Below are 21514 nucleotides of genomic sequence, written 5' to 3' on the forward strand. Positions count from 1 at the left end.
AATCACTGTGCGACATTTCCATCTAGGTAAGTTAATTGAGAAAAAATACTTCTTAATTCATTTAAGTAAGAGAGTGCTTTTTCCTTAGGTAGTTCTGATTTTATTAATTGCTTTTCATAAGATTGAATTAATTTCTTGGTATCGAAATGGGCTAAATTCAACACGTTTGTGACAGTGTCACCACTGACTAAATCATCCAGCTCAAAATGCCCATCATCAGAAAGTTTTACATCCAAAGAATTGGTATCTCCAAACAAGTTATGTAGATTGCCTAATATTTCCTGATAGGCACCAACCAGGAAAAATCCCATATTATAAGGGTTATTGACATCATAAGAAGGGAGCATCAATGTAGTTGTAACGCAGGAACTACCAGGATATTGTTTAATTGTACCATCTGAATCGCAGGTTAAATCTTGCAGGATGCTATGCATGCTAAGCGTTCTATTAAGCTGAGAGATAGGGGCTACCGGGAAAATCTGGCCAATGGCCCAGGCATCAGGAATAGATTGGAAAAAAGAAATATTACAAAATATCTTGGCAGCCATGCATTCATTGATTCGCATCAGTAAAGCTTTTTCACTTGGATTTTCTTCATCCAGTTTATCTTTTATCTCCATACAAATGTTTGTGTAAAAAGCTTCCACTTTGGCTTTTTCCTGCAGGCTGATTACCCCGTGTTTAAAAAGGGAGTGTGCTTCATTAAGCGAATGTGCTGCATAATTATATATTTCAGTGGGTGAGCTGTCTGTTATTGCTTGGTAAGTATCGTAAATATCACGAATGACATGTGAATCATCCTCCGATATTTCAGGAAGGACAGGTGCCTTATTGATGATCTCTATATCCGTAATATTGGAAATTAATACAGCGTGATGAGCTGTTAATGCTCGTCCTGATTCGGAGATAAGATCAGGTTCTGGTATCTCAGCTTCCTGACATAAGTGTTTTAAAGCCAACATGATATGCGTAGCATACTCAACAAGACTGTAGTTCATTGAGCATCCTTTATTAGATCGAGTTCCCTCATAATCCACACTCAGACCTCCACCAACATCAATTGTGCTTATCGGAGCATTGAGCTGACGTAACTCAATATAGTATCTCGCTACTTCCTGCATGCAATGGCGTATGTCATGAATGTTGGCTATTTGTGAGCCTAAATGGCAGTGCATTAACTGTAAACAATCCAGCATATCATTGGCTTTTAATTGTAAAATCAGTTCAAGTACCTGTTTGGCATTTAATCCAAATTTTGACTTAACCCCACCTGTATTTTCCCACTTGCCAGCACTCTTGCTGACTAGCCGAATTCGTACTCCCAGTGTCGGCTTGACTTGAAGGCGCGCAGATTCTTTTAAAATAATGTCCAATTCAGATTTTTTTTCAATAACAATAAAAACTTTATGCCCCATTTGTTGAGCGATTAGCGCTGTACGAATGTAGCTGGAGTCTTTATAGCCGTTACAAACTATGGTGCTTTGCTGGTCTCCCAACATACCTATAACCGCCATCAACTCAGGTTTGCTGCCAGCTTCCAGGCCTATCTGATTATCAGGCGATTTTAACAATTCACGCACCACACTTTGTTCCTGGTTTACTTTAATCGGATAAACCAGTTGGTAATTGCCTGCATAATCAGTATCTTCTCGAGCCTGGGTGAACGCCTGATAAATTCTCTGGACTCTATCATGCAGAATATCACTACAACGGATTAGTAAGGGCAAATGCAATCCGGCACGATCGGCTGCATCAACTATAGTTTGCAGTTCAACACCCTGTTTACCTGGTTTTTTACTGATCTCAATATTTCCCTTAGAGTTAACTCTGAAATATCCTTCACCCCAATTTTCAATGTTATAAAGATTTTCATCTGATAGAGTATTATTGTTCATTCTTGCGTTCCAAAGGGGATTAACGGGGTTTGACTAATTCATGATAAGTCTCGGGTTCTCGCTGTTGTGGAAATGGGAATAATCGTCCCCACAATTCACGTTGACTGAAATCCAGTTCAGCAACTAATACAGCAGGCTCATTTCGTGGTGCCTGAGCTAAAATTTCACCCATAGGGGTACTGATAAAGCTGCTTCCGTAAAAATTTAAATCATCTTCACAGCCAATACGGTTGACCGCAATAATGAAGGTGTTGCTCATAATTCCCTGTGCTATCATAACTTTTTGCCACATGGGTTGACTATCAAATCCTGGCGCGGTTGGTTCCCCTCCAATAGCTGTGGGATAAACCAAAATTTCAGCTCCTTTTAATCCATAAATTCTTGATAGTTCAGGGAACCATTGGTCATAGCACGTGGGTAATCCCAAGCGGTGACCTGCGATGGCATGGACAGGGTAATTGGAATTACCTGGTTTGAAGTAGAAGTTTTCATGGTATTTTTCACCACTAGGGATATGTTGCTTTCTGGTAACAGCAATCAATTCTCCTTGGGGATTAAAAGCTACCGCAGTATTGTATCCTGCCTTTTCAAAAAGTGACGCTGTAATATGAATTTGATTCGCCTTTGCCATTTGGCTAACAAATTGAGCAGTAGGGCCAGTGGCAATATCCTCCATATAGGGAACAGGATCAACATCACAACGGGTACAGAAATAAGGGCTTAAGGTAAGCTCTTGTAAACAAACAAGCTTTGCTCCTTGCTGGGTAGCTGAAAATATTCCGGAAGCCAGTTTATCTTGATGCTCTTTAGGATTTTCATACCATCGTTCCTGAACCAGTGCTACTGTTAGTTTGTTTTCTTTCATTAGAGTTCCCAATAAATGCTGTTAAGTAATTTTTTATCTCAAATTTGAATTGTTTATTCTTGGTTAAATTAAATCATCAATACAGATTAAAAATCTGGCTATGTTATCAAAAAAAGCTCTCATTGTACTAGCATTAATTTCAATTCACCTCTCATTTTTGCTGCTATTCTGAACGTATTGAAAGGTTCCGACTATCAATTGGAAGCAGAACTTTTTCTTCATTCAGGACGGCGCACTCTGTTTTCCTTGATTTTTTATGAGGTAAGGGTCTTGCCTATTTGTTTTAAAACTAAAAAATAAACTTGTTCAATAGCATTCTGTTCGAATCATATTAAGTTTAAAGCGGTGTTTTATTTTTAATTCATCGCTTTAACTTGAGTAGATTACAATAAGTCAATGAATTTATGGGAAAATACTAACATGAATTGTTGCTGCATGATGTGTAAAGAATGGGTAAAAAAGTGTAAAGTTGCCCTTAACCAAGTAAGGGCAAAGGATATGGATGGATTATTTGCCAAATAATCCACAAAAATTAGTCCAGCAATTACTTTTTTCTTCTTCCTCTTCAGAATCTGAGGCAATGGGTTCTAACTGAGAGTTTTTCTTCTTTTGTTCTTCAGATTGTTCTTTAAACAAAACGTTCCTATTGCGTAAACTGGTAGGTGATTCTTGCTTTGGTATCATTTCCTCAGTAGAAGGTAAGACAACGGGTATGGGTTTTATCAGGCAGGGCTCTTCCTTGGGCACCATAGCACTGGCTATCTTTCTGAAAGGACTTGATTGCTCGTGAGCTGCTCCATTAATCATTTCCAGTTTTCTACTGATATCTGAACGTACCTTAGCATCCAGTGTAGCTAACTTTTCTCCGATAGCTTGCTCATGCCCTTTTAATAACTCCGGGAATAAAATTGAAAATTCAAGGCATAAATCAACGCTAAAATCACGGCTATTAAAAAATTGTTCTGGATTATCGCCTAATAGATAACGGTCTATATCTCTTCTTAATGCAAAAGCAGATTGAACTTTTATTGCAAGCTCACTATCCTCAGCACAGAAACCTTTAATTTTCTTTAATACCTCAGTGCGATTTTCGGCCGAGGTTCGCAGTGCGAGTTTTCCGGCAATTGAAGATTCTTTATCTTTGATTACATTGAATAAACTGGCGAATTCGATACAAGAATCGATCTTGAATTCACGGCTTGAGAAGAATAGATCAGGCCTGTCTCCTAACAATAATCGCTCTATGTCTCTGCGAATAGCAAAAGCGTGGCTTACTTTAGCGGCAAAGAGAGACTGTGGGAAAATATTGTTAATATTTTGAGATACTCGGGAACGTTCTTGGGGAGGAGTTGTTTCAGCCAGTCTCAATGCAATTGCGACTTCATTGTTATTTAATACCTCAATAGCCAATTTATTAAAATTATTAAATAGCTCACCATCAAACTCCTTCTCCAATATCATGGAATGAGGGTTTTTATTGCGCGGATCGAGCAAGGAAATGATTCTTTTTTTTACCTGATAAGCCTGGAATAAAAAGGAATGAAAGGTATCGCTATCATCTTGTGGCATTCTAGCTGCTTCAATGGCATGAGCAAAATCTTTTAATTCATTAACGGGGCACTCCAAAACGAGGCGGCTGGCTAAAACTAATTTTTCATCATTGGTTAATTTGTTTAGCTCTTCGCGGTTTTCCGCCAGTGCGTCACCATTGCCAAGTACTTCGTAGGGGTGCTCTAATCCTTTTAATTCATCGCAAGTAAACGTCATTAAAATCTCCTTATTAACTCATCAGTAGCCTGATTCTAGATGTGCAAAAATATTTTGATTGACTATATTAACGAATTCAAACCACGCTGTCATGAAAATATACTAAAGTTTTATTATAGGGTGTCGAATAAATAGTTAGATACCCGTTTTTGCCTTTAAAAATTACAATAACAACAAGGAGTAGGCAATGTCTAAAAATCATTTACTACAAGACCCTTTCCTAAATGAATTGCGCAAGGAAAAGGTACCTGTTTCAGTGTTCCTGGTCAATGGTATTAAATTGCATGGGATAATCGATTCTTTTGATCAATATGTGGTGATGCTTAAAAACTCCATAACCCAAATGGTTTATAAACACGCCATTTCAACAGTTGTTCCTTCTCGAATGGTCAAAATTCCTGCTGAGGAAAGCTCTGGTGAGGAAGACGGAACTGTGGCAGACTAAACAATTTCTTGTTTGGGGATTAGGGTAGTGTTTGAACGTCCACAAGGCGGTGAGCGCGCTGTTTTAGTGCAGCTAGCTCTCCCCGGGGTTGATGCGGATAAGGCATTGGCTGAGTTTGAAGAATTGGCGCTTTCAGCGAAAGCTGAGGTGTTGGATTGTGTATTAGGTGCTCGCGCTACTCCTGATGCTAAATATTATGTAGGGAAAGGTAAGGCTGAGGAAATAGCTCATTTGGTAAACATGCTCGATGCGGATTTAGTGCTAGTCAATCATGAGCTCTCACCATCTCAAGAGCGGAATCTCGAGCGATTATTTGGATGTCGAGTTGTCGATAGAAGTGGCTTGATTCTTGATATTTTTGCTCAGAGAGCTCGTACTTTTGAGGGTAAACTTCAAGTTGAGTTAGCCCAATTGCAACATTTATCAACAAGGCTTATTCGTGGATGGACCCATTTGGAAAGGCAAAAAGGAGGGATTGGTTTAAGAGGCCCAGGAGAAACCCAATTAGAAACAGACCGGCGTTTGTTAAGAGAGCGCATTCGTTACATCAATAAGCGCTTGGAAAAAGTACGCTGCAGCCGTGATCAAAACAGGCAGGCCAGGCGAAAAGCGTCTATGCCCACTATTTCTTTAGTAGGTTATACCAATGCCGGAAAATCCACGTTATTTAATGCGTTAACAGGGGAACGCACTTATGTGGCTGATCAATTGTTTGCAACGCTGGATCCGACAATGCGCAAACTGGAATTGCCGGGGTCGTCTGCTGCTATTTTAGCCGATACGGTAGGATTTATTCGTGATCTTCCCCATCACTTGGTAGAAGCATTCCGAGCTACTTTGGAGGAAACCCAACAGGCTGACCTGTTGCTACATGTCATTGATATTTCTGACCCAAATTGGCGCGAAACGGTTTTTGAAGTACAAAAGGTATTAGATGAATTGAAAGTGAATGATATCCCGGTAATTCAGGTGTTTAATAAAATTGATTTGCAGGAAGGTTGGCAGCCAAAAATTGATTACACTGAAGATTCTTGCAAGGTATGGTTATCAGCGACAACAGGAGCTGGTCTGGATCTTTTAAAAGAAGCAATAGCAACGCAATTGCATGGTACGATTTTAATTGAGGATGTTGTAATTAAACCCGGCCAGGCAAAATTACGAGCCCAATTATACCAATTAGGCGCGGTACTTAAAGAGTCTGTAGATGAAAACGGTGATTGGTTAATGAAAATTAGAATAACGATTGATCAAAAACGACGGTTGCTTTCATGAATAGCCAAACCAGGCTGTGGAGCCTGCACTTGATCTGTTCACAAGAAAACATTTACAGGACGCAAAAACGTCAAGGTCGAGACAAAAAATGTTTTTAACAAAGAGATTAGGGTTTTGTGTAAGTCCTGATTTAATTTATTGACCAAAAAGATAATTTTTATTTATCCTCTTAGGCGCTCCTATTCCTTTCGATGACTTTCTCTAATGTTTTTGCTGTTTGTCCTCCGTATAATTTTTTAATTAATTGCCCCTTTGGGTTAAATACAAAAGTTACAGGGACTCCTGTGATGTCTCCCAACTGTAAATCCTGAGCCGGATCTTTTAACAAATTAGGATAATTAATATTAAATTTCTTGATTAGTAGTTTTTGCTCCGGTAAGGGAAGAGCATCGTAATTGACTGCGTATAAGGCTACTGCATCGTTTTTATGATTTTTGTAAAAACGATTAAACTCAGGGATTTCATCAATACAGGTTTCACACCAGCTTGCCCAATAGTTGATAAAAACCCATTTTCCTTTAAGTGATGAAAAAGGAATATTGTGACCAAGGGTATCTTTCAAGAGCGCTTCTGCATGAGCAGAGAAGGGCGCAATTGCTAAAATAAGCAGGTATATGAAAGTAGGTATTAAGCGCTTCATGATCACCTCTTGAATAGACAAAATTGTCTGCGGTTATTATGTTATGCAAGTTGAACATAAGAAAATAATTGTATTTGCTTATATTCAACTCACTAACCTTAAGACATATTTAATTGGTTTGCTAAAATTTAAATAGTAACAATAGGCGGCTAGTTTATCAGAAAACAATCAGACTCCCAAATTCAACTGAACCTCTTCTTCCTCTTGAATGGCCGAAGGAGCTTGTTTTGCTCCCAAAATACTGTGTTTTTTTAACCCATCCAAAATATCCAGCGAGTCTTTGTTATTACGCCAGCTCGCTTTTGTTCGCCAATCAAATACAGTTGGCTCGTTTTCTGGAAGGCATGTTGGTGTGGGGATGGGAGCTCGTTGCGGATTTCTTCGTTTTTCATCTGCAATAATTTCAGCGAGCTTTTCATCTGAAACAGGCATAACCGAGCCGTCGTAAATATAAGGAAAGAGGCGAAGTTTGGTAACTAATTTAAACGCAGCCCATTTATTGGTTAGCTCCCTATACCCATGTTTTTCAGGATTTTGTCTGAGCTGCTCATATTCTGTAGGAGAAAGTATTTCAATTTTACTGAGATTGTTGCGGTAATATACTTTCCCTTTACTTAAAACCAGCAGTGGTTGATGTTGTCTTGAGTTAAAATCAACGTCGGGCATATGCACCAAACCGCCAAAATCTTTTTGCTCCGGTATTTCACTTCCAGATAATACTTGATTGATGTCTTTTAGTGATGCGGTCATACCATTTAAGCAAGCTAAACGGTTAAATTGATTAAGGCATGTATCAAATTTTCCATCCCCACGAGCTCGAGAAGGGGCTTCTGTCGTATTAGGGGTTGGGTCATAGGGTCTTACTGTATAAACTCCAACACGATTTACTTCATCATGAAGATTATTAGCCAGGATATTGCCCCAGACTCCAAAACGCTCTTTTAATACGACACGTAAATCGCCAATCATAGACATATGTCCTGTAGCAAAATGATCAGAATAGTAATGAAAAGTAAATAGTTCTATAGAATAAGCTTGGGCGTGATAGCGATTCGCCAAATCAAGCAGGGTATTGCTTGAAAGAGGTTCATTTTTATTTTGTAAGGAGATTTTTAAAGTACTCAAATCAGGGTTATCTGATTGATAATTTTTGTCAGTAGCTAATTGTTTTAATTCATAGGATAAGCGAGCATATCTTAAGGCGATAGCGTGGCCCAGGATATAAACTCGAATAGACCAAGGTGTAAAATGGGTTTGATTGCGAACAAGCATTTCCCCGTAATCTTTGACACGAAAATAATACATCAGTTGTTGAGCATAGAAATTCAAGGTAGGCGAAAAGGGTACATAGTTAGCATTATTAATTGAATAAATACGGTCAATTTCTTTTCGAGTTACATCAGGAGCAGCCAAGTTATTGTACGCTGTAATTAAAGCGCTTTCTTCTTTAGGATCTATAGGCTTGCGAATGAGGTGTTTTCCCAATTCTATTGGGGAATTAAAGAACTCGCATTTGGGTAGATCCAAATCCATAGTCCAATTAGCCTGAGTAAAGTAATCACCCGCCATAGCAATAATTTCGCCAGCAGACATCTCTAACTCCATTGGTTCAGGCAGGTTGTTTTCACCGAATCGTTGGAGTCGCAGATGGAGCACACCAAACTCATCTATTCGTAAGTAAGGATTGCCTTCGATTTTATCCATGAGCAAACCATTGCCCAGCTCTGTATGTTCCGTTGTGTTCATAAGTTCCGCTCCTATCCCTAGAGTCTATTTTCATCATATCCTTGATAACCGAACCTGCCAATAGGTTAAATAATAGTAATTCCATTAGGAAACCATACTATTTTGAACTATCTTATATAGAATAGTAATAATGAGTAGTTCATATGAAAGCAATAGAAGTAGAGCAGTTAATCCAGGGAAGATTAATACGGGAAGGTGGAGGTGTTAAGTTACGTCGGTATATAGGTGCTGATAAAACCAATTATTTTGAACCTATACTGCTTTTTGATTATTTTGACAGCTCGGATCCATTGGATTATCTTGCCGGATTTCCGCCTCATCCACATCGCGGATTTGAAACAATTACTTATCTGCTGGAGGGAACCATTACCCATGAAGACAATAAAGGCAACAAAGGAGTAATCAATGCAGGTGGTGTGCAGTGGATGACTGCTGGAAAAGGGATTATTCATTCGGAAATGCCTTCGTCTTCAACTGGTCGTTTGCATGGTTTGCAGTTGTGGCTAAATTTGCCTGCAGCAGAAAAATGGCAAGAGCCTCGTTATCAGGAAAAATCATCGGATCAATTACCTATTGAGGTCATGGAATCAGGTGCAACCATCAAAGTAATAGCAGGAACAATTGATCAAGGCTTGAGCTCACCCATTGTTGAAATTGCGACGCGACCTTTATTTCTTGATATTATTCTCCCAGCCAATGCAACTATCCAACAAACGATTCCTGATGATTATCAAGCCATTCTTTTTGTCATAGAGGGTGTTGTGAATATAGGAGGACAGCAAATTACTGCAGGGACTTTAGCTAGCCTGACAAACGGCGAAAGAATACAAATGGAAGGCAAAAACAGCCAAAACAGAAATCATTGTTTATTGATAGCTGCGGCTAAACTTCATGAACCTATTGTTCGATACGGTCCTTTTGTAATGAATACCCAAGAAGAAATTATGCAAGCAATGCATGATTTTCGTACAGGACATTTTTAGTTGCTGATTTTGTTGATTTTGGCTGGATAGTTAAAACTATTCAGGCCAATCTTCATATATTATCTTGGTTGCTCAAGGGAATATGAGTACAATGTGAATGATTAAACACTTATGATTTATGTGAAACTTATTTAAAGTGAGTTATGGATACGCTATCTTGAATCGTTCGGGCTGAGGAGGCATTGATGCCGTCTTGAAGCCTTGTATGGAATTTAATGTTTCGTGCCAAGGCTTCGAGACGATGCTTACGCATCTCCTCAGCTCGAACCCGGGATATCGACAGCTTCTTATATAATCCTAATCCATAATTCACGTTATTTAATAACAATGTATTTATCAATCTAATTTTGGACAGTGTTATTAAACGGCAGCAAGTATTCCCAATATTTCAGTCAGGATGCGATGGTCAACTAAAGTGAAAAAGGAGTTTTTATGAGTTTGGAAGTGGAATCTAAACCGCACGGTAATAATCCCTATGCCAATCGCTTTGATAACTTACCACCCAAAATTCAAGGACGTTTCCCTCGAGTGGCTTATGTGCTGCAAGGTGGTGGATCACTGGGAGCCTATCAATTTGGAGTGGTTAAAGGGCTTCTTGAAGCCGGGTATGAACCGGACTGGATTGCAGCAACTTCTATTGGCGCTATACAGGCTGCGATTATTGTAGGGAATCCTCCTGAAAAACGTATTGAAAAACTCGAAAGATTTTGGGATGAAATTGCGCCGGGTAATTTTTTCGATTTTTTAGGCGAGTCCGAAATTACTTTAGATTTTTATAATAAATTAAGCGCCGCTTGTGCCTTATTATTTGGCCAGCCCGAGTTTTTTTTTCCAAAATGGTGCACCGGAACAATTCCTTTATGGGGTGATCCAACGACTTTAAGCTATTATGATACGACGCCTCTTCGCAAAACGCTGCTGGAGCTTATTGATTTTGAATTGCTAAATTCCTGCCCCATTCGTTTAAGTCTCGGTGCCGTTCAAATCAGCAATGGCCATTTAATCTATTTTAATAATATCAATTATCGTATAGAAGTGGAGCACATTATGGCAAGTGCCGCTTTACCTCCAGGCTTTCCTGCGGTTAATATTGACGGGGAGTTATATTGGGACGGTGGCGTTCATTCTAACACCCCACTAGAAGTTATTCTGGAGGCCATTCCGCCAGAAAATACCTTGTGTTTTCTAATTGATTGTTTTGGTGGACGATCGTTTATTCCAAAAAGCATGAGTGAAATTGAAGAGAGAAGAAAAGACATTTCCTATGGAACCCATGCTCAACGCACTATCTATAATTATTTGCAGAGACAAAAAATGCGAAATTCAATGATGGAATTGAGCCGTATTTTAACGGATGAGCAAAAGAAGAAGAGCGCTCATTTGTTAGATATCGGCAGCCCTCATCATTGTACCTTGGTTCATTTGGCTTACAGTTCAAGAATAGTAAAAGCGGCTTCGAAGGATTACAACTTTGGCCGAGTGGTTATTAAGAAGCGAATGGAATCTGGGTATTCAGATGCCAAGGCTGTGCTGGCAGAAGAATCTCAATGGGGTTATTTACCTGAGGATGGAAAAAGCCGATTATATGAGTCACCCAACAATCTTTCTCGATTGTTTCGAAAACGGAAAAAAGAGGTATTTTAGTTTTAATGCCGAAAAAGAGAGGGCCTTGTCATGGGGTTTCTCTCTTTGAGAGATAAACTGATGTTGTATTATAGAGTCATCATCAAAGAGGCGCTGCATTGTGAAAGAGAAGCTTGCCACATGGTATAAAATAGTAACTAAACATATCCGGTTTTTCTTTAGTTATTCTATCCCTATGTTTTTTAAAAAGGCCAAAAATTACATCAATCTTCCCATTATTGTCGTTGGCTTGGCTCTTATTATTGGCCTTTTTCATTTATTTTCCTATTTGATCCCTTTCACTGACAATGCGTTTGTTGTTACTAATGTGACTCCTGTAGCTGCTGATGTATCTGGTTTTATTACTGAAATCTATGTCAAGAATGGTCAAAAAGTAAAAAAGAACGATCCTATATTTAGTGTTTACCGGGTTCCTTATGAGTTGGCTTATCAACAGGCAACGGCTGATTATAAGGAGGGGCTAAAGAAAATAGACGTGCTTCAAAAGCAGATTGAAAGAACGGTTGCTTTGATTAAAGCAACGGATGCTGAGCTTGAAAAAGCCCAATTTGCTCTTGGCCTTAAAAAAAATAAGAACGTGGCTGAAGCAGTATCTATTCTTGAATTAAAAAATCTTGGTTATGATGTTTCTACGCTAAGTAATAAAAGAAATGCTCTGCAACAGGAAGTGGCGGTTTTGCAAGCCAGAATTGAACAACAAAGACATACTGTCGCCAGCCTTAAGGCAAAAATGGATAATGCCAAGGTTAATCTTGATTTAACCATTGTCAGAGCCCCTGGTGATGGAGTGATAGATAATATGTATGTCTCTCCAAATACCCCTATCGAGATCCATAAACCAGTGTTTTCTTTTATAGATACTGCAAATTATTATATCCAGGCTAATTTTAATGAAACGGACTTACGAAACGTACGCCAAGGTGATAAAGCGTATATCATTTTACGCATGTATTATTTTGACAAAATATTTCATGGGGTTGTTGTCAACTCGTTATGGGCTGCTGAACGGCAAACTACTGCCCCAAAGAGTCAAATTCAGGTTGTTACAAATCAAAATGAATGGCTGTTGCTTCCTCAGCGATTTCCATTACAAATCAAGATATTGGATCCCGATCCTGACTACCCTTTAAATCCTGGTGCCAGTGCTTATGTTTATATCTCAACTAAAAGATAAGCTTGCATCCTACGATAGGTATAAAGAACATCGTATTAATGGATTAAAAGCAGTGTTTGTTTTGGAACTGATGATTTTATTTTACTTTTTTTCTTCCATTGACAATCCGTATTTCTATTATTTTTATGCTCCAATCACCTGTTTTACTGTGGAGGCGGCGGGAACAACCCTAAAAGAGAAGTACATGCTTTTACTCTATACCCTTTTAGGAAGCGTACTCTCTATATTTTTGTTCGGCATAATTTCTGTATACAACGTGCTTTTTGTTTTTTTCGTTTTTTTCTATACCTTGGCTCTTTATTTCCTCGTGCTTCACCATTTTAAAAAAATGCTTGTTATTGTTCCATTGATGCTGAGTTTGGCGTCCTATTCCCTGATTTATGGTGTGGAGGCAGACAGCAATTTTTATATTGCCATTAATAATGCTTTATATACATTGGCTGCCATGGCGGTAATTTTCGCTGGATTATTTCTATTTCCCAAAAAATATTATTTTGATATTTGGGAACGAGCCTTTTTCGAAGTCATTACCGGCCTGGAGTCTCTATCTGCCAAGATTTGTAAGGGAGAGGTCAAAACCATCGCTATCTTTTCAGGCATAATTGTGATGGAGCGCTATTCCAAAATGCTGCCAAGAAATATTAAGTGCTACAGTATATTAAAGATAACCATGTTGTCTTTTGAGTTAATTTTGACCATGTCTTACTTGCTGTCTTTTCAAAAGCAGTTACGTAGGGAATACGTTATGGTTTTACATCATTATCTTGAACGTCTTTGTAAAGCCTGTAAAGCGAGACAACCAGTGATACTCTCAGACCAGGAGCTGCCTGCATTTAAAGAAACGCATGAGTTGGAAGTCTTGTATCAATTAATTTTAAGCTGGAATTACTTATGCGCCGATGGCTAGGAGTTCAAGCATTTTCTTATCTTGAGCTGCGCTGTATTCAGATCAGTACGGTTTTTGCCTTTACTATTTTTGTCCAGGAATGGTTGCGTTATCCACGGGCAGGGTGGACGGGTTTTGCTGTCATGATGATTTATGCCGGTTTTGATAATGGAACAACCATATTCAGGACGTATCATCGGTTTTTAGGGGTCCTTTTAGGTTTATTCACCGGATATTTATTGTGGTTTATAGGTCATCTGGATTATCGAACGTTAATTCTGATTATGCCCTTAATGGTCTTTTTTGCTTTTTTTCTGGTAGGAAGGGCATACAGTGTTCCCACTGTATTTACTGTCAATGTGTCTGTAATTGGCTCAGGCTACTTTAGCACGGAAGATACCCTTCCAGTCTTCTATTTTATTATTGATTATACGGTTTGCACTTTGATCGCCTTTACTATTATTCTGGGTTTTGAATACTTTTGGTTTAGGCATTATGGGCTGATGCAGCGATTTATCAAGAGTACTCAGGCCGAAGTGATTGATGATCTTTACAGACTGGTTCGCTTGTTAAATAAGGGTAAAATAAAAAAAACAGAGTGGTTCCAAGCTTGTATCAAGTTGACTGACAGTTTGTTTGAGGTCAATAAGCTCATAACAAATTCCCAGTTTTTAATCAGTTCAGAACATGCTGTAGGGGATGAATTTAATCAGTTTGTGGAACTGGCCAATCGAATTTTTATTGGCCTGAAAGCTTTATATATGGCTTATTATACGAAACATTATCATACGTTTAATTATTATCAACTATTTCAACAGGTTCAAAAAGATTTGGTGCACTTAAAGGATTTTGTTGCAGGGGAGCAAACAATTGACCTTAGCGAGGGAGTAAAGAATGCTACGTCCGGTTAAAATCATTTTATTATCAGTCTTTTTAGTCGGATGTTATAGTGAACCCTATCGCAGACCTAATGTTGAAGTGATTAACAAATGGTCAGTAACGGACAAAAATGTTAAAAATATTGACAGCAAGAATATTCCTTACATGGCTTGGTGGCGTGATTTTAAAGACCCCACTCTCAACCAACTGATTGAAAGAGGATTGATTTCCAATACAAGCCTTGGTATGTCAAGAGGGAGCATTGAAGCGGCAGAGGGTGAACTTAAAAAAATTCGTTATCAGTGGGCTCCTACTCTGGATCTTATGACCGGTTATTCAAGAAATCCGGCAACCGGGTTTCCTGGCGTTCTGATTGTTTTTATTCCAAACTATACCATAAACATCATCAATCAAATTAGAGAGCAAAAACAGGCAAAATACACACTTGCTCAGGTAAAAGCAGAAGACGATGCTCTCAAACTCACTATTATTTCACAAATAGCAGCAAGTTATTTCACCTATCTTGCAGAAATAGAACGCAAAGAATTTTTACAGACCTTAGCCAATGATCTTACTCAGTTGGCAAAGGTTGCCAGGAAAGTTTACCAGGGAGGGTTAAGTTCTGAAATTGAGCAGGAAGAATTGTATAGCCAGGTCAATTTGATACAAGGCGAACTGGAAGTAACAGAGCGTAATATCATTATAAGTCGCAATGCTATCCGTTATTTACTAAACCAAAATCCAGGCGAAATAAAAACGGTTAAGAAATTATTACAACTTAAAAATCATAATTTAATACCTGGTTCTTTACCGTTAACGGTTCTTGAAAACCGACCTGATATGCAAGTGGCTGAAAACCGTTTGCGTGCTTCCCATGAAGGAATTGGCGTTGCAGAAAGTAATCTTTTACCAACAATACAATTAGATTACATAGGTGGTTTAGCTGCTGGAGATAACCGCTACGCGTTACCTAAAAAAACGGTCAAATTTAATGATCAATTATTGAAAGCACCCATTATTGATATGCCTGTTTTAGGTGCAGTAGCGAAGGCTAAAGGCGTAAATAAGGTTTCTTATTATAATTATATTGATACTTTACAAAAAGCATTAAGAGATACGACCAATGCCTTATCAGAAAATGAGCGTTTAACCAATAAGCTCAAACAAACTGCGTCGGCTCAAAAACATTTGGCAAAAGCGTATAATTTGAACGACAGGTTGTATCAGACAGGTATTCAAAGTTATATAGAAACCTTAAACAGCAAAATTTCGCTCGATAAAATCAACATCAGTTTAAATCAGGATAAATTGCAAGAACTACTAAGCATCGTCCGCTTATATCAAGAATTGGCCGGAGGTTATCGCGCCAGACTTGAGTCTGAAGTAAACGCTTCAGGTTGAGCAATCATGGTTCTGTTATAAATGATTACAAACATGGATGTCAGGATACTCAGTTTATAAAGAGAGACTTACTTCTCCCAAGAGCCTTTCCCAATTTGGGTCTTGGCGTTCACTTGCAATGCATAAGAGGTTGTCAAAGGTGTGAAATAAAAACATGGAATGAAAACAAATATTGCATAATGTTTAATTTTATGACATTATTTGCGGCATTGTGTATTCTGTGAGTGCTCTCTATGTCAAAGAAAATAATGTTCTTTATTTTGTCGATATCTTCTTCAAGTGTTTTTGCTGTAGACAATGTTGATTTATATCAAGCCCCTCTCAATAGCATACATAAATACCCGATACTACAGACACCAAAGAATACGATTATTTTAAAGAGCTCTTCTGCTGTTATTGATAATTCATTACAAAAATTGAATCAAACAAAAGAAGATAATCAAATGACTGTTCGTTATCAGCAGTTGTATAAAGGAATACCTGTTATTGGCGCTCAAGTGATGATTACTAAAGGAGCTAATCCTGGAGTTCAATCCAATAATAATGCAGAGGTTAACGGGCATTTATTGGAAAATATAGAGCTTAATACTAAACCCGGCATTAGCGCACAACAAGCCAAGGAATTTGCAAAAAAGTCCTATTTTCAATTCAGCCCCCAGTCTAACATACAACAGGAAGCCGCCGAATTACAGATTCGACCTGATCAAAATAGTCAATTAAAGCTGGTTTATTTGGTTTCGTTTAAAAGCGTACAGCAAGACGGCAAACCAGACTGGCCTTTTTTTGTTATTGATGCTCAAACCGGAGCTTTGATTAAGCAATGGAATAATATTAAAAATTATTTGGATACAGGACCAGGGGGCAATGAGAAAGTTCAGGAATATTGGTATGGTAAAGATGGATTACCTGCTTTGGATGTGACTCAAAATGGCAGCCAATGTGTCATGGAAAACTCAAAAGTTAAATTGGTTAATCTCAATTCCCAATGGGACTGGGAAAACAGTATAAATACCCCTTTTGAATACCTTTGTAATAATAATGTAGAAGAAAATATTAATGGAGGGTTTTCCCCAAGCAATGATGCGTATTATTTCGGACATGTTATTGTTGGTATGTACAAGGACTGGTATGGGGTTAATGCCCTACAACATCCTAATGGCGCGCCAATGCAATTGGTTATGCGAGTTCATTTTGGACAAAACTATGATAATGCTTTTTGGGATGGGCAAGCCATGTCATTTGGAGATGGAATGGATTTTTACCCATTAGTTTCTTTAGATGTAGCAGGTCATGAGGTAACTCATGGTTTTACAGAGCAACACTCTGGTCTTGAGTATCATGATCAATCTGGCGCGCTTAATGAATCTCTGTCTGATATGGCGGGACAGGCGTCAAGAGCTTATCTTTTGGAAACGAATCCTCAGCTGTATAACAAGGCTTACTTGCAACCAAATGAAGTAACATGGGGCATTGGCGAAACAATTATTCGCGACTCTTTTGGCAAGGCTTTGCGTTTCATGGATTATCCTTCTTCTGACGGAAGTTCTGCGGATTGTTTGGACAAAGGTATTGCGCAAAGTTATGGCAGCTATTGTGCTATCAATTATGATGAGGTAGTGGCCTATGCCAATGCGCATATTGCGCTTCCTCAAGAACGCCAGAGTTTCATAGTTCATACAGCCAGTGGTGTGTTTAATAAGGCTTTTTACCTAATGTCCAAAGATATGGGTATTAAAAACGCGTATCACATCATGGTTGTTGCTAATACAAAATATTGGACCCCTACGACCGACTTTAAAAACGGAGCTTGCGGAGTGATTTATGCTGCCAGAGATTTAAACTCGGATATCAATAAGGTTAAGTCAGCTTTTGGCCAAGTAGGTATTGATACAGCCAGGTGTGCTATTTAACGGGTGCAAGAGTTTCCAGCAGGTTTTTGCTTCAAGCAAATTAGTGTTTTCTTGTAATTCATCGCGAGCTATTTTTGCTCGCATTGTTGTTTGCCGTGCATGGAAATTAGTATATAATCAATCAGGATCTATCTTTTAGATTTCATTGGAATTGAAATCTTAATAAGCTCTGATTTTAAAATCATTAAGATTAAATATTACTTTCGTATTAGGAACAGAATGGCATTTTTTTTAATCACGCTTTGCATACTAATATTGAGTTTATTCTGCCTGGCCGTAATGGTTTTAAAATTTATTCAGCAGCCCTCCTCGCCTCTATCCTTCTCCCAATATGTTAAGTTAATGTGTAGCGGGGTTATTGCTTTTATTGCGGATACAGTGGGTGTTGGTAGTTTCGCTGTTAATGTCGCTTTGGCAAAATTGTTAGGCACTTTTAGGGATGATGAATTACCTGCTGTGAATAATGGAGCCCAGGTCCTCCCTGGAGCTATAGAGTCTTTATTTTTTATAAACATGATAGATGTTGATTTAACTACGTTGCTTACTTTAGTCACCGGAACCTGTATTGGTGGATTAGTAGGTGGTTTTGTCGTAAGTCAGTTAAGCAAGCAAGCCATTAGATTGGCAATGATTTGTTCATTTGCCCTAATCATTATTCTTTTAATTTCCCATCAGCTTCGCATATTGCCCGTTGGTGGTGATTTGACGGAATTACATTCCTGGAAACTGGTTATTGGTTTTTTTGCCATGGTGGTTTGTGGTTCTCTGACTTCGGTCGGGGTGGGGCTTTTTGTCATGGTGCAAGGTGTTTTATTTTTAATGAATGTTTCACCCGTTGTGGCTTTTCCCATCATGACAACAGCAGGGGCTATGCAACAGCCCCTGACCACATTGGTTTTTTTACAAAAAAATAAAATCCCGTTAAAAAAGACTTTGATTTTAAGCTTTTCAGGATGTCTGGGTGTTATGATCACCATTCCAATTTTTACGAAATTAACAATAACCTGGCTGCATTTTTTACTTTTGTTTATTCTCATCTATAATTTTTTAGCGATTGGCCATACTTATTTACGATCAAGGCCTGCCAAACAATATGTTCAATCTTCTATTAAACTTGCTGCAGCGGACTGAGTTTATCGGCTTACTTGGGATTCTTCTTTATTGTTTTGCAGGAACAGAGGTTTTAAACTCATGGTCAACCAACATGATGACCCCGGTTGATTTTTGAAGGCGCTGGTATTTGCCTGTTTTCATTCAAATTTGATTAGAGTCTATCCTATCTGGACATGCACTAATATAGTATAATGGATGTTATTTTAAAAAATATATCGCCCTATGGATGAACAAATCAGTAAATCACAGAAAAAAAGAGACGCCCATTATTTACAAGATATAGGCGTGAAATTTATTGATCTAAGCACATCCAAGCTCGATTCTTTACCCCTTCCTGATAATTTACGTCAAGCAATTATGGATGCCAAGTCAATCAAAAGTCATGGAGCGAAGAGACGACAGGCGCAATTAATAGGCAAATTAATGCGAGCAGCCGATTTTGAAACGATTATTGCTGCCTATGAAAAAATCCTTGAAGAAGAGAGTTCAATTACTGCTTCTTTTCATGAGATAGAACTATGGCGCGACAGGTTATTGCAAGATGGAAAAGAAGCTTTGACAGAGTTTATTGATGCCTATCAACCTGACGACGTGCAACAATTAAGGCAATTGATTAAAAAAGCGTTAGATGATCAGATAAAAGATAAAAATACTGGTGCTGCTAAAGCACTGTTTCGCTATTTAAGGTCTTTAATAAAATGAATTACTCACTATTCATTAGTTGTGCAAAAGGTTTGGAGTATTTGCTGGAAGACGAGCTCAAGGGATTGGGGCTACATGTTACTCAGGTGAGTCCACAAGGAGTATATGGTGAGGCCAGCCTGCCTGTAATTTATAATTTATGTTTATGGTCAAGACTAGCCAACAGAATTCAACTCATTTTATTTAGTGGTCATGCTGCAAAAGAACAAGCCGTACATCAGTTATGCACAGACTTTCATTGGCAAACGGTTTTCACCCATGATAAAACCATAGCCATCGAATTTCATGGTGCATCAGAGCAAATTCGTAATACCATGTTTGGCGCTCAGATAGTAAAAGATGGCATAGTGGATCATTTTCGCCGATTGAATGGCTCAAGGCCTTCTGTCGACAAGGAAAAACCGCAAATTTTAATTCATGCTCATTTGAAAAATGATATTTTAACCGTGAGCTTTGATCTGGTTGGATATAGCTTGCATCAAAGAGGGTATCGTAAAAAAGCGGGGAAAGCTCCTTTAAAGGAAAACGTTGCAGCAGCCATGCTATTAAGAGCGAAATGGCCAGAGTTGGCCGCTCAAGGATATGGTTTACATGATCCGTTTTGCGGTTCAGGCACATTAGTTATCGAAGCTGCCATGATGGCGGCTCATATTGCTCCAGGCTTATTGCGACAAGATCAATCCTTACAATATTGGGCCCGACATCAGAGTTCTTTATGGGAAAAATTACGAACTCAGGCATTACAGCAAGTTAAACCACTGGCAGTTAAGCTGGTTGGTACGGACACGGACAGCAAAGTAGTTGCGCTTGCACATTCCAATGCAGAGAGGGCTGGGGTATTACCGTTGGTTGAGTTTAAAACATTATCGCTAAACGCTTGTAGGCCAGGGACAAAAAAAGGATTAGTTGTTTGTAATCCACCTTATGGCGAGCGACTGGGCGAGGTAACTCAGCTTGTTCCTTTATATCAACAATTGGGCACCGCATTACATACTTATTATCAAGGTTGGCAGGCGGCTATTTTAACCTCCAGTTCGGTTTTGGCCAAAGCCTTAGGTTTACGGGCTGATAAGCAATATACTTTATATAATGGGCCACTAGAGTGCAAACTCTATTGTTTGACTCTTTCTGCGGCGAATAAGCTTAAAAATACCCCGGATGCACCGTTGTCTGATAATGCACAAATGCTATTTAACCGATTGGAAAAAAACAAAAATCATTTACAGAAGTGGGCTAAAAAGAATCAAATTTCCTGTTATCGAATTTATGACGCCGATTTGCCCGAATACGCCTATGCCATAGATATATATAATGACTATGCTGTGTTGCAAGAATATGCGCCACCTGCCAGTATTCCAGTACACAAGGCGGAAAAACGCAGTCTTGAGATATTGCAAGTCGTTCCTCGAGCATTGGGTATTCACCCTGAAAAATTAATAGTCAAACAAAGAAAGCAGCAAAAGGGTTTAGAGCAATATCAAAAAATAGGAAAAACCGGCCACAGACTGATTGTGACAGAAGGCAAGGCAAAATTGATAGTGAATTTGTATGATTATCTCGATACAGGGCTATTTCTGGATCATAGACCTATGCGCTTGAAATTTGCGCAATTGGAGCCGGGAACTCGATTTTTGAACTGTTTTTGTTATACCGCCAGCGCAAGTGTCCATGCTGCCCTGGCTGGTGCATTAACCACGAATGTTGATCTATCCAAAACGTATTTACTTTGGGCGGAAGATAATTTTAGGTTAAATGATATTAATTTGTCCCAGCATCAATTTTTGCAATATGACTGCAAGGAATGGATGAAAATTACCAGGGATAAATTTGATGTCATTTTTTTAGATCCCCCCAGCTTTTCAAACTCAAAGCGTATGGCCGATATTTTAGACATTCAACGAGATCATGTTTCTTTGATTAACATGGCAATGCGGCTATTAAATCCCAATGGTATTTTATATTTCTCTACTAATCTGCGCCAATTTAAGTTAGAGCCAATGCTGAAAGAAAAATATGCAGTACAGGACATCACAGCGCAGACCATCGATCAGGATTTTAAACGAAATAACAAAATTCACCATTGCTTTAAAATTGTAATGCCTCATTTTGCAGATAACTGATTCAGGACTTACGAACCCCCCAATCTCATCGTTAAAAACATTTTTTGCCTTGACCTTGGGGTTTTTCGTAAG

Annotated in this window: 17 protein-coding genes; 12 read left to right on the top strand and 5 right to left on the bottom strand. The window is 38.6% G+C overall.

Going from position 1 to position 21514, the window contains the following annotated elements:
• Window positions 1-2: 2 nt before the first annotated feature.
• From speA to CC34_RS0105295, 3 genes are all read right to left on the bottom strand, one after another.
• The gene (gene speA, locus CC34_RS0105280; protein WP_027228296.1) at window positions 3-1895 is read right to left on the bottom strand and encodes a biosynthetic arginine decarboxylase; all 1893 of its coding nucleotides are present in this window, start codon (window positions 1893-1895) and stop codon (window positions 3-5) included.
• A 19-nt stretch (window positions 1896-1914) separates the two neighbouring features.
• Window positions 1915-2760, bottom strand: a complete 846-nt coding sequence (locus tag CC34_RS0105285) for a carbon-nitrogen hydrolase (protein ID WP_028379218.1) — start codon at window positions 2758-2760, stop codon at window positions 1915-1917.
• Window positions 2761-3267: 507 nt separating this feature from the next.
• Window positions 3268-4527 (bottom strand): lpg0008 family Dot/Icm T4SS effector, encoded by a 1260-nt coding sequence (locus tag CC34_RS0105295; RefSeq protein WP_028379219.1) that lies wholly within the window; start codon window positions 4525-4527, stop codon window positions 3268-3270.
• 187 nt (window positions 4528-4714) lie between these two features.
• Here CC34_RS0105295 and hfq point away from each other — a divergent pair, with 187 nt between their 5' ends.
• Both hfq and hflX read left to right on the top strand, forming a co-directional pair.
• Window positions 4715-4972, top strand: coding sequence for an RNA chaperone Hfq (hfq, locus tag CC34_RS0105300; protein ID WP_027228299.1), 258 nt, complete (start codon window positions 4715-4717; stop codon window positions 4970-4972).
• A 27-nt stretch (window positions 4973-4999) separates the two neighbouring features.
• Entirely contained in the window at window positions 5000-6244 is a 1245-nt protein-coding gene (gene hflX, locus CC34_RS0105305) for a ribosome rescue GTPase HflX (RefSeq protein ID WP_028379220.1), read from the top strand.
• 169 nt (window positions 6245-6413) lie between these two features.
• Here the strand turns inward: hflX and CC34_RS0105310 are convergent, their stop codons facing one another.
• Window positions 6414-6884, bottom strand: coding sequence for a TlpA disulfide reductase family protein (locus tag CC34_RS0105310; protein WP_027228301.1), 471 nt, complete (start codon window positions 6882-6884; stop codon window positions 6414-6416).
• Window positions 6885-7052: 168 nt separating this feature from the next.
• Window positions 7053-8630, bottom strand: coding sequence for a Dot/Icm T4SS effector CegC1 (gene cegC1 / locus CC34_RS0105315; RefSeq protein WP_028379221.1), 1578 nt, complete (start codon window positions 8628-8630; stop codon window positions 7053-7055).
• Between the two features lie 143 nt (window positions 8631-8773).
• Between cegC1 and CC34_RS0105320 the strand changes: the two genes are divergently transcribed.
• The 10 genes from CC34_RS0105320 (at window position 8774) to rlmKL (ending at window position 21442) form a co-directional block, all read left to right on the top strand.
• Window positions 8774-9613: a pirin family protein gene (locus CC34_RS0105320; RefSeq protein WP_028379222.1), complete on the top strand. Its 840-nt coding sequence runs from the start codon at window positions 8774-8776 to the stop codon at window positions 9611-9613.
• A 432-nt stretch (window positions 9614-10045) separates the two neighbouring features.
• On the top strand, window positions 10046-11257 hold the full coding sequence (locus CC34_RS0105325; RefSeq protein ID WP_028379223.1) for a patatin-like phospholipase family protein: 1212 nt from the start codon (window positions 10046-10048) through the stop codon (window positions 11255-11257).
• Window positions 11258-11357: 100 nt separating this feature from the next.
• On the top strand, window positions 11358-12431 hold the full coding sequence (locus CC34_RS0105330) for an HlyD family secretion protein (RefSeq protein WP_027228305.1): 1074 nt from the start codon (window positions 11358-11360) through the stop codon (window positions 12429-12431).
• Window positions 12406-13338: a hypothetical protein gene (locus CC34_RS0105335; RefSeq protein WP_028379224.1), complete on the top strand. Its 933-nt coding sequence runs from the start codon at window positions 12406-12408 to the stop codon at window positions 13336-13338. The genes CC34_RS0105330 and CC34_RS0105335 overlap by 26 nt, the downstream gene beginning before the upstream one ends.
• Window positions 13323-14228, top strand: a complete 906-nt coding sequence (locus CC34_RS0105340) for an FUSC family protein (protein WP_028379225.1) — start codon at window positions 13323-13325, stop codon at window positions 14226-14228. The genes CC34_RS0105335 and CC34_RS0105340 overlap by 16 nt, the downstream gene beginning before the upstream one ends.
• Window positions 14212-15597: a TolC family protein gene (locus CC34_RS0105345; RefSeq protein WP_028379226.1), complete on the top strand. Its 1386-nt coding sequence runs from the start codon at window positions 14212-14214 to the stop codon at window positions 15595-15597. Before CC34_RS0105340 ends, CC34_RS0105345 begins: the two co-directional genes overlap by 17 nt.
• A 233-nt stretch (window positions 15598-15830) precedes the next feature.
• Entirely contained in the window at window positions 15831-17507 is a 1677-nt protein-coding gene (locus CC34_RS0105350; protein ID WP_027228309.1) for a M4 family metallopeptidase, read from the top strand.
• Window positions 17508-17726: 219 nt separating this feature from the next.
• Complete coding sequence (locus tag CC34_RS0105355) at window positions 17727-18638, top strand: membrane protein (RefSeq protein ID WP_027228310.1); 912 nt, start codon at window positions 17727-17729, stop codon at window positions 18636-18638.
• Between the two features lie 204 nt (window positions 18639-18842).
• Window positions 18843-19322, top strand: a complete 480-nt coding sequence (gene yjgA / locus CC34_RS0105365; protein ID WP_027228311.1) for a ribosome biogenesis factor YjgA — start codon at window positions 18843-18845, stop codon at window positions 19320-19322.
• A complete protein-coding gene (gene rlmKL / locus CC34_RS0105370; RefSeq protein ID WP_028378398.1) occupies window positions 19319-21442 on the top strand; it encodes a bifunctional 23S rRNA (guanine(2069)-N(7))-methyltransferase RlmK/23S rRNA (guanine(2445)-N(2))-methyltransferase RlmL in 2124 nt (707 codons plus the stop codon). The genes yjgA and rlmKL overlap by 4 nt, the downstream gene beginning before the upstream one ends.
• Window positions 21443-21514: the final 72 nt, after the last annotated feature.

Source organism: Legionella pneumophila subsp. fraseri (assembly GCF_000586315.1).
GTDB classification, from domain to species: Bacteria; Pseudomonadota; Gammaproteobacteria; order Legionellales; family Legionellaceae; genus Legionella; species Legionella pneumophila_B.